Source organism: Bradyrhizobium sp. STM 3843 (genome assembly GCF_000239815.1).
Lineage (GTDB): Bacteria > Pseudomonadota > Alphaproteobacteria > Rhizobiales > Xanthobacteraceae > Bradyrhizobium.
Map to the genome: position 1 here is coordinate 18,544 of NZ_CAFK01000334.1, position 15,103 is coordinate 33,646.

General features: G+C 64.7%; 12 protein-coding genes. 3 read left to right on the forward strand and 9 right to left on the reverse strand.

Translation table 11 applies throughout. The features are described 5' to 3' along the window. Positions 1 to 77: 77 nt before the first annotated feature. The 5 genes from BRAS3843_RS36705 to BRAS3843_RS36725 all read right to left on the reverse strand — a co-directional run bounded on the left by BRAS3843_RS36705 (position 78) and on the right by BRAS3843_RS36725 (position 5,770). Positions 78 to 1,586, reverse strand: a complete 1,509-nt coding sequence (locus tag BRAS3843_RS36705) for an acetyl-CoA hydrolase/transferase family protein (protein ID WP_008974349.1) — start codon at positions 1,584 to 1,586, stop codon at positions 78 to 80. Positions 1,587 to 1,685: 99 nt separating this feature from the next. Continuing rightward, on the reverse strand, positions 1,686 to 2,189 hold the full coding sequence (locus BRAS3843_RS36710) for a CYTH domain-containing protein (RefSeq protein ID WP_008974350.1): 504 nt from the start codon (positions 2,187 to 2,189) through the stop codon (positions 1,686 to 1,688). 122 nt (positions 2,190 to 2,311) lie between these two features. Continuing rightward, positions 2,312 to 2,896, reverse strand: coding sequence for a DUF1254 domain-containing protein (locus tag BRAS3843_RS36715; RefSeq protein WP_008974351.1), 585 nt, complete (start codon positions 2,894 to 2,896; stop codon positions 2,312 to 2,314). Continuing rightward, positions 2,893 to 3,471, reverse strand: coding sequence for a DUF1214 domain-containing protein (locus BRAS3843_RS36720; protein ID WP_008974352.1), 579 nt, complete (start codon positions 3,469 to 3,471; stop codon positions 2,893 to 2,895). Before BRAS3843_RS36720 ends, BRAS3843_RS36715 begins: the two co-directional genes overlap by 4 nt. A 13-nt stretch (positions 3,472 to 3,484) precedes the next feature. Next, positions 3,485 to 5,770, reverse strand: a complete 2,286-nt coding sequence (locus BRAS3843_RS36725) for a PBP1A family penicillin-binding protein (RefSeq protein ID WP_008974353.1) — start codon at positions 5,768 to 5,770, stop codon at positions 3,485 to 3,487. A 291-nt stretch (positions 5,771 to 6,061) separates the two neighbouring features. On the opposite strand from BRAS3843_RS36725, the gene BRAS3843_RS36730 reads away from it, so the two are divergent. Together BRAS3843_RS36730 and BRAS3843_RS36735 are read left to right on the forward strand one after the other, a co-directional pair. Beyond that, complete coding sequence (locus tag BRAS3843_RS36730) at positions 6,062 to 6,574, forward strand: YcgN family cysteine cluster protein (protein ID WP_008974354.1); 513 nt, start codon at positions 6,062 to 6,064, stop codon at positions 6,572 to 6,574. Between the two features lie 223 nt (positions 6,575 to 6,797). After that, on the forward strand, positions 6,798 to 8,384 hold the full coding sequence (locus tag BRAS3843_RS36735; RefSeq protein ID WP_008974355.1) for an MDR family MFS transporter: 1,587 nt from the start codon (positions 6,798 to 6,800) through the stop codon (positions 8,382 to 8,384). Positions 8,385 to 8,393: 9 nt separating this feature from the next. Here BRAS3843_RS36735 and BRAS3843_RS36740 read toward each other — a convergent pair whose 3' ends face one another. From BRAS3843_RS36740 to BRAS3843_RS36750, 3 genes are all read right to left on the reverse strand, one after another. Continuing rightward, positions 8,394 to 10,061 (reverse strand): thiamine pyrophosphate-requiring protein, encoded by a 1,668-nt coding sequence (locus tag BRAS3843_RS36740; protein WP_277996504.1) that lies wholly within the window; start codon positions 10,059 to 10,061, stop codon positions 8,394 to 8,396. Positions 10,062 to 10,155: 94 nt separating this feature from the next. Then, positions 10,156 to 11,748 carry an MBL fold metallo-hydrolase gene (locus tag BRAS3843_RS36745; protein WP_008974357.1) on the reverse strand — a complete coding sequence of 531 codons (1,593 nt, stop codon included), beginning with the start codon at positions 11,746 to 11,748 and terminating at the stop codon, positions 10,156 to 10,158. A 31-nt stretch (positions 11,749 to 11,779) separates the two neighbouring features. Beyond that, the gene (locus tag BRAS3843_RS36750; protein ID WP_083841518.1) at positions 11,780 to 13,321 is read right to left on the reverse strand and encodes a thymidine phosphorylase family protein; all 1,542 of its coding nucleotides are present in this window, start codon (positions 13,319 to 13,321) and stop codon (positions 11,780 to 11,782) included. Between the two features lie 242 nt (positions 13,322 to 13,563). Between BRAS3843_RS36750 and BRAS3843_RS36755 the strand changes: the two genes are divergently transcribed. Then, positions 13,564 to 13,728, forward strand: a complete 165-nt coding sequence (locus tag BRAS3843_RS36755) for a Flp family type IVb pilin (protein ID WP_008974359.1) — start codon at positions 13,564 to 13,566, stop codon at positions 13,726 to 13,728. Positions 13,729 to 13,761: 33 nt separating this feature from the next. Here the strand turns inward: BRAS3843_RS36755 and BRAS3843_RS36760 are convergent, their stop codons facing one another. Beyond that, positions 13,762 to 14,751, reverse strand: coding sequence for a Ku protein (locus BRAS3843_RS36760; RefSeq protein WP_008974360.1), 990 nt, complete (start codon positions 14,749 to 14,751; stop codon positions 13,762 to 13,764). Positions 14,752 to 15,103 lie beyond the last annotated feature (352 nt).

A 15,103-nucleotide genomic window follows, 5' to 3' on the forward strand; every position in this document is an offset into this window, starting at 1 on the left:
AATCCCGAGTCAAGCAGTAGGTCTGGACTACTTCGTCGCTTCGCTCCTCGCAATGACGGGGCGGGCGAGGCCGGCCGTTAGAGGCCGTCGCCAGGCGACACCGGCCGGATGACGTTGAACGCTTCCTCCAAGAGATGCGGCGTGTGCTTGCCGGGGGCGAACTGGCAGGAGCGCTCGAAATAATCTGACAGCGCCGGGCGGAACGTTGGATGCGCGGTCTTGTCGATGATCACGCGCGCGCGCTGTTTCGGCGACAGGCCGCGCAGGTCGGCGAGGCCGTGCTCGGTGACCAGGATCTGCACGTCGTGCTCAGTGTGATCGACATGAGTGACCATCGGCACGATGCAGGACAGCGTGCCGTTCTTGGCCGTCGACGGCGTCATGAAGATCGACAGATAGGCGTTGCGGGCGAAATCGCCGGAGCCGCCGATGCCGTTCATGATGCTGGTGCCGCGCACATGGGTGGAATTGACGTTGCCGTAGATGTCGGCCTCGATCAGTCCGTTCATCGCGATCACGCCGAGCCGGCGGATCACCTCCGGATGGTTGGAGATCTCCTGCGGCCGCAGCACGATGCGGTCGCGCAGGAATTCGATCTCGCGATTGAATTCGAGCGCGGCTTCCGAACTCAGCGACAATGCGGTCGCAGAGGCCAGATCCATGCGGCCGGACCGGATCAGGTTCAGCATGCCGTCCTGCAGCACCTCGGTGTAGGCGGTCAAATGCGGGAAGGGACCGTCGTCGAGCCCTGCCATCACGGCGTTGGCGACATTGCCGACGCCGGACTGCAGCGGCAGCAGGGTGCGCGGCAGCCGGCCCTGCCGCACCTCGTGCGCGAAGAACTCCAGGATATGGCCGGCGATCGCCTTGGAGATGGCATCGGGAGCTGCAAAGGTCGTGTTGCGGTCCGGCGCATGGGTCTCGACGATGGCGATGACCTTGTCCGGATCGCAGCGATAGGTGGTCTCGCCGATGCGGTCTCCGGGGGCGAGGATCGGGATCGGCTTGCGATGCGGCGGCAGACGCGTGCCGTAATAGACGTCGTGCATGCCGAGCAGCGCAGGGTTCATCCAGGAATTGACCTCCAGGATGACGCGATCGGCCTGGTCCAGCCAGGTCTTGTTGTTGCCGATCGAGGTCGAGGGGATCAGTCGCCCGTCCGGCAGAACGCCGGCGCATTCGATCACCGCAACGTCGAGATGGCCGAGGAAGCCGAACCAGGCGAACTGCGCGACATGGCTGAGATGGATGTCGATATACTCCATGCTGCCGGCATTGATGCGCTCGCGCGTGATCGGATCTGATTGGTAGGGCAGGCGTAATTCGATGCCATTGACCTTGGCGAGCGCGCCGTCGAGTTCGGGGGCCGTCGAGGCGCCGGTCCAGACGCCGATGCGAAACGGCTCTCCGCGCGCATGGGCCGCCTCTATTCTGCGGGCAAGTGCCAGCGGAACCGCCTTCGGATAGCCCGAGCCGGTGAAGCCGCTCATGCCGACATTGGCTCCGGCGGGGACCAGCGCCGCCGCATCATCGGCCGACATGACCCTCGCGCGCAGCGCATGCGACATCACCAGTGACGAATCCATCCTCGCTATACTCCTCCCGACGCCGCAAATTCGCGGACGTTACGCGAGGGTGTTTAGGATGCGTCACAGGCCTTCGATTTGACCCGCATCAAAACGGCGTCATACGCCGGCGAGCGACGGGCGGCGTATGGGAGCCTGCGGGCGGGGCGAGCGTTCGGCCAGCATGTTGGTCTTGCTGTATCGGGGATTGCCGGTGACCTCCTCGCCGACCCAGTCCGGCAGGTGGACGATCGCGGATTCGCTTTCCAGCTCGATCTCGGCGATCACGATGCCATCGAGAATGCCGTGATAGACGTCGACCTCCCAGATCCCGCTCTGCCCCGGCACGTAATGCCGGATCTTTTCCAGGATGCGGCCGGTGCAATGGGCGAACATCGCCGCGGCATGCTCGCGCGGAATCTCATACTCGAATTCCTCGCGGGAGATGCCGCCCCTTCGGCTGCTCTTGACGCACAGCGTGGTGCGGTCGCCATAGCAGCGGACACGGATCTTCACATCATGCTCGCGGGCGACGAGGCCGTCCCGCAATCGTTCGCTATGGGTGACCTGGGCTCGCCAAGTCTCGTTCTTGACCAGAAACTTACGTTCGATTTCGACGGGCATGAGGAGGTGTGGGGCCAATCACCGGCGTGACGCTTATGCCATAGCATCTCATCGTCACGACGAGCTATGCAACGAATGGTGAACAGCCGCGTTCGTTCACGGCAAATGCGCCAGACGCGATATCAGCGCTTGCCGCGCGGCTTTTCCGCTTTCGCCGGCGGCTCATTCTGGATGCCGCATCTGGCCGCGGCGAGCGAGGCCTGCGCCTGCGGCATCAATCCTGGCTCCGCCGCCAGCGCCTTCAGCACGATCAGCCCTGTCGCCGTCGGCGAATCGATGATCAGGCGGTCGGCCGAGGTGATTTCTTCGTCCTCGGGCAGGTCGCTGTGCTGCGCTTCGGTCATCAGATCGAGCTCGATGACGCGCTTGCCGGCGGAGCGATCGTTGATGGCGTAATAGGCGATCTCGTTGCGGGTGTAGAACGACACCGATGTATAGGCTTGGCTCACGGGCACCGTGAGCTTGAGCGGTCCGTCTGACAGATCGTAGCGGCAGACAGCGACCGCGAAGGCCGGGTCCATGAACGGCATTGGCGAGGTGTTGGGGTCGGTCAACGGCAGTTGCGTCACTGCATTGAGCTCGGTCATCGGCGTCAGCCGCGAATACGCGTCTTGGCTGGCGATGCGCGGCAGCGCCAGCACGCTGACCAGATGGACCACACCACCGAGCAGCACGCCGACGAGAATGGTGAACAGCAGGCGGATCATGGGCATCCCACTGTCGTGATCGACGGCATCGGAGCGTCGCGCTGCGTGCGCGTCGCAACCCCGACCGGCGTGTCGTAGAGGCGCAGCATCAGCGCGTAGCGTTCGATGCCGCCGGTCGGCAGCCAATTGCCGGAGCGCGAGCGCGAGGCGATGCGGATCTCGAAGGAGCCGTCGGCGCCGCGCACGATCTCCTGGCTGGTGAAGCCGTAGCGTTGCAGCGCATTGGCGACCAGATGACCCTTCCTGTCATAGAGGGTCAAGGTCCAGAATCGCGCCGGCGGCGTGACCCCGGAGACGAGGACGTCGCAGCGGCCGTCCAGCGCCTTCTTCTTGTCGTCGCTGGTAGCGGTGAAGGCGACGCCATCGCCGGTGCCGATCGGCAGCTCGCCATTCCGCGTGATGGTGGCCCGCGCATAAGGATCGACATCGGAGGTGCCGGTCTTGGGGCGCGCGGTCCAGCTGCCGATCGTGAGCGTGTTGAACTCGGTGCCGCGGGTCGTCGTCATCCAGGTCGCGCCGATGCCGACGCCGGTGGCGATCAGAAGCGCAAGCAGGGTGATGAGGAGCAGCCGCACGGGATCGCTGACGTCAATTCTTGCGCGAGGCAGGCGCGGCGTCGCCGGAAGCGGTCGCCGCGGCATAGTTTTCAGGGAAGGCGAGCGCGCTCGAAGAGACCGGCTTGGCCGGCTTCGACGCATCGCCCGGTGCGGCCTTGTCGGCGACCCGCGCGGCGTCGTCGAGCATCTTCTCGACCTGGACCAGGATCTCGGCCCCGCGCCGGGTCAGGACCGGCGGCGGTCCCGGCTTGACCTCGAGGGTCTTCGGCGCACCCGCCGCCGAAGCCATGGCCTGGGCTGCGCCTTCTTTCGCCAGCTTCTCGCCCATGCCGACGCCGGCCAGCTCCTTGATCTCGACGCCCTCATGGGCGACCGTCATGATGTCGTGCCAGGTCTGCGCCGGCAGCGAGCCGCCGGTCATGCGGTTGGTCGGCGAATAGTCGTCATTGCCGTACCAGACTGCGCAGGTGAAGTTGCCGGTGTAGCCGACGAACCAGGCGTCGCGGTAAGCGTTGGTGGTGCCGGTCTTGCCGGCGGTCGGAATGCCGTCGAGCGCGGCGCGGCGCGCGGTGCCTTCGCTGACCACGTGGCTCATCATGCCGGCCATGTCGGCGGCGACAGAGGCTGGGATAGCCTGCTTTGGCTTCGGCCCGTCGCGGTCCCAGCGCCAGACCAGATCGCCGGCGCCAGTGCGCACTTCGAGCACCGAATGCGGCGTTACTGCTTTGCCCTTGTTCGGGAAGGTGGCGTAGGCGACCGCGTGCTCGACCACGGTGACCTCGTCAGAGCCGATCGGCAGCGACGGCGTGTCCGGCAGCGGCGCCTTGATGCCGAAGCGGCGGGCGACCTCGACGATCTTGGCGCGGCCGGCCTTGGGGCCGTTCGGCTTGCCAAGCTCGATCGACAGCTTCACCGGCACGACGTTGATCGAGCGGGTGATCGCCTGGGTCAGCGTCACCGTGCCGGAATAGGAATGGCCATAGTTCTGCGGACACCAATTGCCGATGCAGACCGGCCCGTCGACGATGGTCGAGGTCGGCTTGAAGCCGTTCAGCAGCGCGGTCGTGTAGACGTAGGGCTTGAAGGACGAGCCGGGCTGCCGATAGGCGTCGACCGCGCGATTGAACTGGCTGGCGCCGTAATCGCGGCCGCCGACCATGGCGCGGATGCCGCCGTCGAGATCGGCGACCACGGTCGCCGCCTGGGTCGCGTGATAGTCGCGGCCGAACTGGCGCAGCTGATTCTCGATGGCATCGTCGGCAGCATGCTGCACGTTCATGTCGATCGAGGTGCGCACGACGAAGACGCGCTCGGTGTAGGATTTCGGGAAGGTGTCGACCAGCTTGCGCATCTCGTCGAAGGCATAGTCGAGAAAATAGTTCGGCGAGTTCTCGTCGCGGCGGTCGACCGCAAACGCCGGGTTGCGGCGGGCGCCGAACACCTGGCCCTCGGTCATGAAGCCGGCATCGACCAGGTTGTCGAGCACGACGTTGGCGCGGGCGCGGGCGGCCGGCAGGTTGATGTGTGGCGCGAACTTGGTTGGGGCCTTGAACAGGCCGGCCAGCATCGCGGCTTCCGCCAGGTTGATGTCGCGCACCGACTTGTTGAAGTAGAAATGCGCTGCGCCGTCGACGCCGAAGGTGCCGCCGCCCATATAGGCGCGGTCGAGATAGAGCTTGAGGATCTCGTTCTTGGTGAGCCGGGTCTCCAGCCAGATCGCCAGGAACGCCTCGTTGATCTTGCGCTCGATGGTGCGCTCGTTCGACAGGAACAGGTTCTTGGCGAGCTGCTGGGTGATCGACGAGCCGCCCTGGCGCACGCCGCCGGCCTGGGCGTTGGTGACGAGCGCGCGGGCGGTGCCCGCGATGTCGATGCCGAAATGGTCGTAGAAGCGGCGGTCTTCGGTCGCGAGCGTCGCCTTGATCAAATTGTCCGGAAAGTCTTCCAGCGGGATCGAGTCGTTGTGCTTGATGCCGCGGCTGCCGATCGGGTTGCCGTAGCGGTCGAGGAAGGTGACCGCGAGGTCGGACTTCTTCAGCCAGTCCTCGTCGGCGGTTTCGCGGAACGCCGGAATCGCCAGCGCCAGCAACAGCACGAGCCCGCCGAGGCCGATCGTGGCGGCTTCGGAGAACGGCTCGATGAAGACCCAGCGCTTCCAGCCGCCGACATAGAAGCGGTCCATGAACGCCGAATAGCGCTCAAAAAGCTCGCGGGCGCCGCGCAGCGACGAGAACAGCGCCGAGTCGAACCGCGCATCGAGATCCAGCCGCCAGTTGTCGAGCCGCTTTTTCCAATCGTCTGGAATGATCTGGCGCACGGGATACCTGGTCTTTGCGAAAGCCGGTCAGCTGTCTTCGAACGCACTCAACCACCCGGCTGGGCCATCGAAGGGTCTTGCGGGACTGTTGCGGCAAACCCGTGGCGCTTGTTTCGCGCCGGGGATGACTCGATAACCTATCTAGCCGAGCAGGGGCCATAAACCAATGGCGCCGCTCATAATTTGATGGGCAGCGCTAATATCTTCTGCCCGGAACCGGCACGCCGCTCTTGCGTCCTGGTGGCGGGGCCCCCTAGATGCCGAGCCAGCTGTGACCCTCGGATTCCTGTGATGACCGCGCCGCTCAAACGTCCTTCCGGTCAGGAGGGATTTTTCTGGAAAACCAAGACCTTGGAGCAGATGTCCGAGGCCGAATGGGAAAGCCTGTGCGACGGCTGCGGGCGCTGCTGCCTGGAGAAGCTCGAGGACGAAGATACCGGCCGGATCTATTTTACCCATATTGCCTGCAGGCTTCTGGACGCCGGTCTATGTGCCTGCAAAAATTATGAGAATCGTTCTGAAACTGTACCGGATTGCGTTCGCCTGACACCTGAGAATGTCCGCACCATCACCTGGCTGCCGCCGAGCTGCGGCTACCGGCTGGCCGCCGAAGGGCGCGATCTCTATTGGTGGCATCCGCTGATCTCCGGGGATCCTCAGACGGTGCATGAAGCGGGTGTCTCCGTGCGGGGCCGTGTCGAAGGGTCCGAGGAGCAAGTCCCCGTCGACGAGCTGGAGGACCATATCGTGCAATGGCCGGTGCTGCTGCCCAAGCGCGCCAAGCTGAAGCACCGGCCCAAATAGACCGTCCAGGTAGATCCCGCTTGCTCGGGTTGAGGGGGGGGCCTGCCGACTCGGGGCCTCGCTTCGCACGCGCAACAAGTCACATCACTGCGCCCGGCTGCCCGATGCCGCAATGCGCCCATGCGCAAGAGCGTCTGCCGCAAGGGAAATTTATCCCTTAGATGGTTGGCTACTCAGCGAATCTGCGGGGTTCCTCCTCGCTGGCCGAACAACATTATTCCCCATGAACAAGTTTCAACGGCAGAGCCGCTACCCTGCCGCCGCCATCTCCGTGCCTGAAGACATCGCCGCCGAGCTGCCCGCGCTGCCGCCGCAGGTGCGTGCGGTCGCCGACGCGCCGCCAATCGCGCCGCCGGTGCCACTGACCCCGGCCGAGGTCCGCACCATCCTGATGAGCCTTCTGCTTACGATGTTCCTGGCCGCGCTTGACCAGACCATCGTGGCAACGGCGCTGCCGACCATCGGTCGTGAGTTCCACGATGTCGAGAACCTCTCCTGGGTGATCACCGCGTATCTCTTGGCCTCCACGGCGGTGGCCCCGGTGTTCGGCACCTTGAGCGACATCTATGGCCGCCGCGCCATGATCATCACCTCGCTCAGCCTGTTCATCGCGGGATCGGTGCTTTGCGCGCTGGCGCCCAACATGACCGTTCTGGTGCTGGCCCGCGGCCTGCAGGGGCTCGGCGGCGGCGGCATCATGCCGGTGGTGCAGACGGTGATCTCGGACGTGATCAGCCCGCGCGAGCGCGGCCAATATCAGGCCTATTTCAGCGCGGTCTGGATGGTGGCCGGCCTGTTGGGGCCCGTGATCGGCGGCTTCTTCGCCGATCATCTGCACTGGTCGATGATCTTCTGGATCAACCTGCCACTCGCGGTCGGGGCGCTGGTGCTGCTGCTGCCGAAGATGGCGCGCATCCCGGCCTATCACCGCTTGCGCAGCGTCGACTGGCTCGGGGGGCTGCTTCTGATGGCGTCCGCCGTTGTCTTCATGCTGGTCCTGAGCTGGGGTGGCCATAAGCTCGCCTGGCTGTCGCCCGCGATCCTGGCGATGATCGGCGCCGCCGTGGCCCTGGCGCTTGGCTTCGTCTGGCATGCGCAGCGCTCCGACGAGCCGTTCCTGCCATTATCCCTGATCGGCGGCCGCGTCGTGCCCTTTGGCCTGTTGATCAGCGGCTGTGCGCTCGGCGCGATGATCGGGCTCACCGTCTATCTGCCGCTGTATTACGAGGTGGTCTACCATCTGTCTGCGAGTCAGGCGGGTCTTGGACTGATTCCGCTGGCGGCGATCTCGACCCTTGGCGCAGCGATTGCCGGCCGCACCATGGCGCGGGTCAAGCACTACAAGCGGGTTGCGATCGCGGGCACCATCACCGCAGCGCTGGCGGCGACTGCGATGACGCTAATGACGCCCTCGCTGTGGACGCTGGTGGCGCTGCTTTCGGTGTTCGGCGTCGGTCTGGGGACGCCATTTCCGATCTGCGTGGTCGCGCTGCAGAACGCCGTGCCGCGCGCCCAGGTCGGCACCATCACCGGCGCCATGAACTTCTTTCGCGCCATGATGTCCTCGTTCACGGTCGCCGCCTTCGGTGCAATCCTGCTGATGGCGCTCGGCGCCGACGTCTCTCTGGCGGAGGGCGCGAGCGGCGCGGTCACCGGGATTGCAGTCGCCGATATGGTCCACGCCTTCCGCTACGTCTTCGGCGCGGCCGCGGCGATGCTTTCCTGTGCCGCCGTCTGCATGATCCTGATGGAGGAGCGGCCGCTCGCCGGCCCGGCCGTACCGCCGCCGGCGATCGAGATGGCGGAGTAGCCCCACCACTCACGTGCCCGGCCGCGACACCTCCGTCTCCTTGCTGGTGATGAACTCCAGCAAGACGGGAATGCCTTCCTTGGTCTTGGCGATGCCGCGCATGATCGCGGGCACGATGTCGTCCGGCTTGGTGACGCGCTCGCCATAGCCGCCGAAGGCGCGCGCCATTGCGGCGTAGTCGCCGGAAATGTCGGTCGAGCGGTACTTCTCGGTCGACACCGGCATCACCTTCAGCTCGATCGCCATCGAGAAATTGTTGAGCAGAATGGACATGATCGGGATGCGCTCGCGGACCGCTGTCTCGAAATCCATCCCGGTGAAGCCGATCGCCGCGTCGCCCCAGACATTGATGCAGAGCTTGTCGGGCGCGGCGAGCTTGGCCCCCATCGCGAGCCCAAGTCCGTAGCCGAGCTGGGTGGTCTTGCCCCAGCCGAGGTAGGAGAGCGGCTGGGTCGCCTTCCAGAACGGGGAGAGCTGGTCACGCGGACTGCCGGCATCATGAGTGATGATGGTGTTTTCGATATCGACGGTGTGCTGAAGGTCCCATAGCACGCGATAAGGATTGAGAGGCGCGTCGTTGGACGTCAGCTTCGGCAACCACTTCTCGAGCCATCCCTTGTTGATGGCCGCAATCTCGGTGGCGATCGCAGATGCATCCCGATCCGACGGGACCTGCGGCTCGATCTCCGCAAGCAGTGCATCGAGCACGAGGCCGGCATCGCCGACCAGGCCGATCTTGGCCTCGACGTCCTTGTTGAGATGATTCGGATCGAGCGTGGCATGAATGATGGTTTTTCCTTTCGGCATCGCGACGCCGAAATTGGTTTCGGTGAAGGAGCAGCCGATGCCGAAGATCACGTCGGCGTCCTTCAGGAATGTCGCCACCGCGCGCGGCACCGCGAGCCCGCCCGAGCCGAGGGACAGCGGGTGCGTCTCCGGAAATGACGACTTGCCGCCGAGGCTGGTGGTGACGGGGATGGCGAGTCGTTCGGCCAGCCGCTTCAATTGCGGCCAGGCCCGCGCGTAATGCACACCCTGGCCGGCATAGATCACCGGACGCTTGGCGCCGATCAGCAGTGCGGCCGCCTCCCTGACATGGACGGGATCAGCGCCGTAGCGCGTGCGCAGGGCCGGGCTGTAGTTCAGTGGTTCCGGCACCTCCTCGTTCCACATGTCGGAGGGAATCTCGACGATCACGGGGCCGCCGCGGCCGTTCTTCAGCTTGGTGAAGGCGCGACGGAAGACGTTGCAGACCTCGCTCGCCAGGATAATCGCCTCGGCCGATTTGGCGAATGGCCGCATCGCCTGCGATGAATTGAAGTTCGGCTCGACCTGCGACAGCCGCCGCGCATAACCCATCGGCAGCACCAGCACGGGCACGGACTCGCCAAAACACTGCGCGACGCCGCCCATCGCGTTCTCGGCGCCGGGACCGTGCTGCATGCAGAACACACCGATCTTGTGGCCTGACGTGACGCGCGAGATCGCGTCCGCCATGTGCAGTCCGATCCGTTCCTGCCGCACCATCACCGGGCGGATGTCGGCTTGCGCCGCAAATTCGATCAGATGATTGACGGGATAGCCGGTGAGGATCTCGATGCCTTCGCGCTTCATGATCTCCGCGATGGCGGCGCCCAGTTTCATGGTGATGTCCTCCCGATGTTCTGTCGCGGCCAATGTCGTGCCTGGCCTGAGAAGACAATTGGATCAGGAAAAGGGGCTGCGGTATAGCCGTCCGGGGACATCAGCCCATGCAGGGGATGCGCCAGCGCTAGTCCGCCAGCGCGCGGCGCAGCCGCCGGACGATCACGCCGCGGGCACGGTCGTCGGCGGCTTGTTCGATCCGCGCGTTGATATCGAGCATGAGCTCGGACATCTCATTGTGCCAGTCGAGCCGAGTGACAGCCTCCGGCGCGAGCCGGCGGCGATGGGCGACGTCGAGCGGCGTCGGCACGGCGGTTGTGAGTTCATAGACATCGTCGAGCAAAGGCTCGAACAGCTTCGCCGACGGAAGGATCCGCTCGGCGACGCGCGCAGCGAGCCCGGAAATCGCGGCGTCTTCGCCATGGACCAGGAACAGACCGCGGGCTACGGGACGGCGAGCTGAGATCCAGCGTGCGATCTCGCTTCCGTCGGCATGACCGGAATAGTCGTCCAGCGTGCGGATGCGTGCGGCGACCCTGATCTCCTCGCCTTGGATCCGCACGGCCTTGACGCCGTCCTGCAGGAAGCGGCCGAGCGTACCGTGGGCCTGATAGCCGACCAGAAGCACGGTCGCGTGATTGTTCCACAGCCAGCGCTTCAGGTGATGACGGATGCGGCCGGCATCGCACATGCCGCTGGCGGCGATGATGATGTGGAAACCGGTGAGTCTTGCAATCGATTTGCTCTCGTCGACCGTCTCGGTGAAGTGCAGATGTGGCGAAGCGAGCAGGCGGCCGACATCGACGCTGGTATCGAGGCTTGCGGCATGCTGACGGAATACTTCGGTGGCCCGGATCGCCAGCGGCGAGTCGAGGAAGATCGGAGCTGGCGGAATCGCGCCGAGCTCCATCAGCGCGACCAGATCGACGATCAGTTCCTGTGTGCGCTCGACCGCGAAAGCCGGAATCAGCAGCGCACCATCGGCGGCCGCGGCGTCGCGCACGTCTGCGGCCAGCCGCTCGCGCCTGAGCTCAGGCGTGGTGCGCTCGCGGATGCGGTCGCCATAGGTGGATTCTGAAATGACGTAGTCGAACCCGGCCGGCGCCTGCGGATCGGGCTGCAGCAGCTTGGCGTCCGGACCGATGTCGCCGGACGCCAGCAGCCGGAGCGGGGCGCCACCGCGACCTTCGCCGGCGATCTCGATCTCGATCGAGGCGGAGCCGAGCAGGTGGCCGGCGTTCCAGTAGCGGGCGCGCACGCCGGGGATGACATCGGTCCAGGTCTCGTAGTCGATCGCCTGGAAGGCGCGCATCGCAGCCACCGCGTCGGCCTGGGTGTAGATCGGCGTGACGTCGGCTCGGCCGCGTGTGGCATTCCGGCGGTTCAGCGCCAGGACCTCCTGTTCCTGGATGCTGCCCGCGTCCGGCAGCATATAGGAGCAGAGATCGATGGTGCCGCGGGTCGCGAGGATTCGTCCGCGAAAGCCTTCCTTCACCAGCTTCGGGAGCAGCCCGCTGTGATCGATATGGGCGTGTGTCAGCAACACCGCATCGATGTCGGAAGGATGGAACGGGAAGGCGCCGTAGTTCAATTCCTTGAGTGTCTTCTGGCCCTGAAACAGGCCGCAATCGATCAGCAAATGACCGGCATCGGTTCGCACCAGATAGCAGGAGCCGGTCACGGTATGCGCCGCACCGCAAAATCGAACTGTGACGCTCATGGTTTGCGCTCCCGAATTGCCGATCTCGCCGTCACCGAATGCCGCCCTCGCGCAGAGGCGTCGCACCAAGTGCGTAGCCGTCATCCGTCCTCGCCGCTGCTGCGGCGAGATCGTGCGAGGATGGATCGCAGGCGAACACGCGATACAGCGGCTCGCCCTGTTGGACCGGGTCGCCAATCTTCTTGAACAGGCGGATGCCGGCTCCTTTGTTGATCGGCGCGCCGGCGGTACGGGCCAGTCGGTTGAGCCGCAGGCAATCGATCGCGGCTATGACGCCGTCGCGCTCGGCTTTGACTTCGAAGACAAGATCGCCGAGCCGGCTCTCGCATTCCGGCGGCCCCTGCGCGTCGATGATCTTCTGCATCTGCCTCATGGCCGCGCCGCTGTCGAGCAGGTCGCGCGCCCGGTCATAGCCGGCGCCGCCTCGCAATTGCGGATCGTATTCGAGCAGATGTGCGGCGAGCCGCAGCGACTTCTCCCTGAGATCGGCCGGTGCGGCCGGATCGTTGGTGAGGACCGCCATTACGTCTCGCGCTTCCAGTACCGGACCGATCCCGTTGCCGATAGGCGGGCTGCCGTCGGTCGTGATCACCTCGACCGTGATGCCGAACCGGTCGCCGACGAATTCGAACAGCTTGCGCAGCCGCATCGCTTCCGCGCCGCTGGTCAGCTTCGCGGTGGGGCCGACCGGCAGGTCGATCAGGAGATGCGTGGAGCCGGCGGCCAGCTTCTTGGACATGATCGAGGCGACCATCTGCTCGCGGGTGTCGAGGCTGAGCGGACGCTCGACGGAGATCAGGATGTCGTCCGCCGGCGACAGGTTCACGTGCCCGCCCCAGACCAGGCAGCCGTTGCAGGCGGCGACGATCGATTTCATTTCCTCGGCGCCGACATTGACTCGGGCCAGCACCTCCATCGTATCGGCGGTACCGGCCGGCGAGGTGATCGCGCGCGATGACGTCTTCGGGATCGGCAGCCCGTGAGCGGCGACGATCGGCACGACCACCATCGAGGTGCGGTTGCCGGGAATGCCGCCGATGCAGTGCTTGTCGACGACGATGGGCTCGTTCCATTTCAGCCGCGTACCGGCGCCGGCCATGGCGCGGGTCAAGGCCAGCAGCTCGCCAGAAGTCATGAAACTCGCAGAGCCGATCAGGAAAGCCGCGATCTCCATATCGGAGTAGCGGTAATGAGAGAGGTCGTCGATCACGGCGGCGATCGCCTGGTCGCTCAAGGTCTCGCCACGGATCTTGGCACGAACGGCCTCCAGGCTGTCGGGCGGTGCCGCAGGCGAGACCACCGCCAGCGTGCCGACCGGCTCCGCAAAGCGGCGTAGCGCCGGCTCGGACAGGCCGATTTCGTCCGGCCCGACCAGATTGTCGTCGTCCGTGATCAGGAGCGTGGCAAGCAGGAGGCGCGAATCGCAGCGCAGCTCGACTCGGCTGAAGCCGCGGAAGACCTCGGCGCGCAGCGCCTTGGACCGCCGCGAAATCACCACGACGTTCTCCCGCCCGGTGTCGAGGGCGACGCTTCGGATGCGGAGCTGTGGACGAGAGGTATCGGCGGTGCTCATGGAGGACAACGGGATCAGGAGCGTCCTCCATACGTCGCCGGCTTCAGAACCTCTTGACCCAGATCATGCCGGCGCAACCGGCGCCGGATGTCGCGGAATCTTCGAAATATCGGCTGATCTATTCGATCAGGTTAACTTATTGTTCAAGCCGATCGCAGAGGGTCGATGGACTGAAGACCCTCCATTTTGGACGTGCGACGATTGCGCGCGAGACGATTTTGACCCGTCGACGGGAGTTTGGAATGCGGCAGATGATTGCGAAGTTCGTCAACGATCAGGCCGGCGCCACCTCGATCGAATATGCGATCATTGCAGGCATGCTCAGCATCGTCATCCTGGCAGCGGTCAACGGCGTCGGCTCGACCCTGAGCAGCAAGTTCGCGTCCGTGAACAGCTCGCTCAAATAGCGGGCTGCTGGCTGCTCTGAACAATGCCGCCGCTCAGCTCGCCTTTCGGGTGCGGGCGGAGGTGCGGACCGGCCGTTCGGCCTTCTTCGGCTCCTGCTTCTCGGCTTGCTTCTCAGTCTCCTTGGCCTTCTTGCCGCTGATCGGCAGCAGCATCTCACGCTGACCTTCGGCGCGCTTCTTCGCCCGCTTGGCCTTGGACTTCGGAGCAGGGGCCTCCTTCGCCGCAGCGGCAGCCGGTGCTTCACCCGAACTGGCGAGGCTGCGCTTGAGCGCATCCATCAGGTTGATCACGTTGCCGCTGGTCTTCGGCGGTGCCTTGGCGGCGATCGTCACGCCGCTGCGTTTCTTGTTGATGAGGTCGATCAGCGCCGCCTCATAGTGATCCTCGAATTTGTCCGGCTCGAAATCGGCCGATTTCTTCTCGACGATATGCTGGGCGAGATCCAGCATCTCCTTGGTGATCTTCACGTCCTGGATGTCGTCGAAATATTCACGCTCGTTGCGCACCTCGTAGGGATAGCGCAGCAGCGTCCCCATCAGGCCCTTGTCGAGCGGTTCGAGCGCAACGATGTGCTCGCGATTGGTCAGGACGATGCGGCCGATCGCGACCTTGTTCATGCTGCGGATGGTCTCGCGGATCACCGCGAAGGCGTCGTGGCCGACCTTGCCGTCGGGGACCAGATAATAGGGGCGGATCAGGTAGCGGCTGTCGATCTCGCTGCGCGGGACGAATTCGTCGATCTCGATGGTGTGGGTCGATTCCAGCGCGATATCGTCGAGCTCGTCCTTGGTCACCTCGATATAGGTGTCGGTGTCCACCTTGTAGCCCTTGACGATGTCCTCGCTGGCGACCTCGTCGCCGGTCTCCGCGTCAACCTTGGAATATTTGATACGATGGCCGGTCTTGCGGTTGATCTGGTTGAACGAGACCTTTTCGGACTCCGATGTCGCCGGATAAAGCGCGACCGGACAGGTCACGAGCGACAGCCGCAGAAATCCCTTCCAATTGGCGCGCGGGGCCATGACCTACTCCGAACCAGGTTACTCCGAACTCGACCGTTCAGGGGATCGTTAGCAAAAGGACGGTCCGAAAGGATAACACCCAACCTCCCGGATTCAAGCAAGGCTCCTGGTCGAATCTTGCATTGGCGTTAACTCGTCGCACCTCGGAGCGTGCCGGAACATCGTCTGGTATCGGACGTTGCACCGAGCACACCGAGACGAAATCGCCTTTGCAGATACCATGGAGCTGAGCGTCATGGCCACCAGACGACAGTCGCAGATCGTCGAAACCCCGACCGAGGCGCGCCAGGGCGAGCCTGGCCCGTCGGTCCTTGCGATGCTGGCCATCTCGACCGGACTGGCCTTGTTGATC

What these genes read in the sequence shown, in the direction of transcription:
- BRAS3843_RS36760 (WP_008974360.1), bottom strand. Translation starts at nt 14,751, where the DNA reads ATGGCCCCGCGCGCCAATTGGAAGGGATTTCTGCGGCTGTCGCTCGTG.
- BRAS3843_RS36715 (WP_008974351.1), bottom strand. Translation starts at nt 2,896, where the DNA reads ATGATCCGCCTGCTGTTCACCATTCTCGTCGGCGTGCTGCTCGGTGGT.
- BRAS3843_RS36750 (WP_083841518.1), bottom strand. Translation starts at nt 13,321, where the DNA reads ATGAGCACCGCCGATACCTCTCGTCCACAGCTCCGCATCCGAAGCGTC.
- BRAS3843_RS36745 (WP_008974357.1), bottom strand. Translation starts at nt 11,748, where the DNA reads ATGAGCGTCACAGTTCGATTTTGCGGTGCGGCGCATACCGTGACCGGC.
- BRAS3843_RS36730 (WP_008974354.1), top strand. Translation starts at nt 6,062, where the DNA reads ATGACCGCGCCGCTCAAACGTCCTTCCGGTCAGGAGGGATTTTTCTGG.
- BRAS3843_RS36735 (WP_008974355.1), top strand. Translation starts at nt 6,798, where the DNA reads ATGAACAAGTTTCAACGGCAGAGCCGCTACCCTGCCGCCGCCATCTCC.
- BRAS3843_RS36755 (WP_008974359.1), top strand. Translation starts at nt 13,564, where the DNA reads ATGCGGCAGATGATTGCGAAGTTCGTCAACGATCAGGCCGGCGCCACC.
- BRAS3843_RS36710 (WP_008974350.1), bottom strand. Translation starts at nt 2,189, where the DNA reads ATGCCCGTCGAAATCGAACGTAAGTTTCTGGTCAAGAACGAGACTTGG.
- BRAS3843_RS36705 (WP_008974349.1), bottom strand. Translation starts at nt 1,586, where the DNA reads ATGGATTCGTCACTGGTGATGTCGCATGCGCTGCGCGCGAGGGTCATG.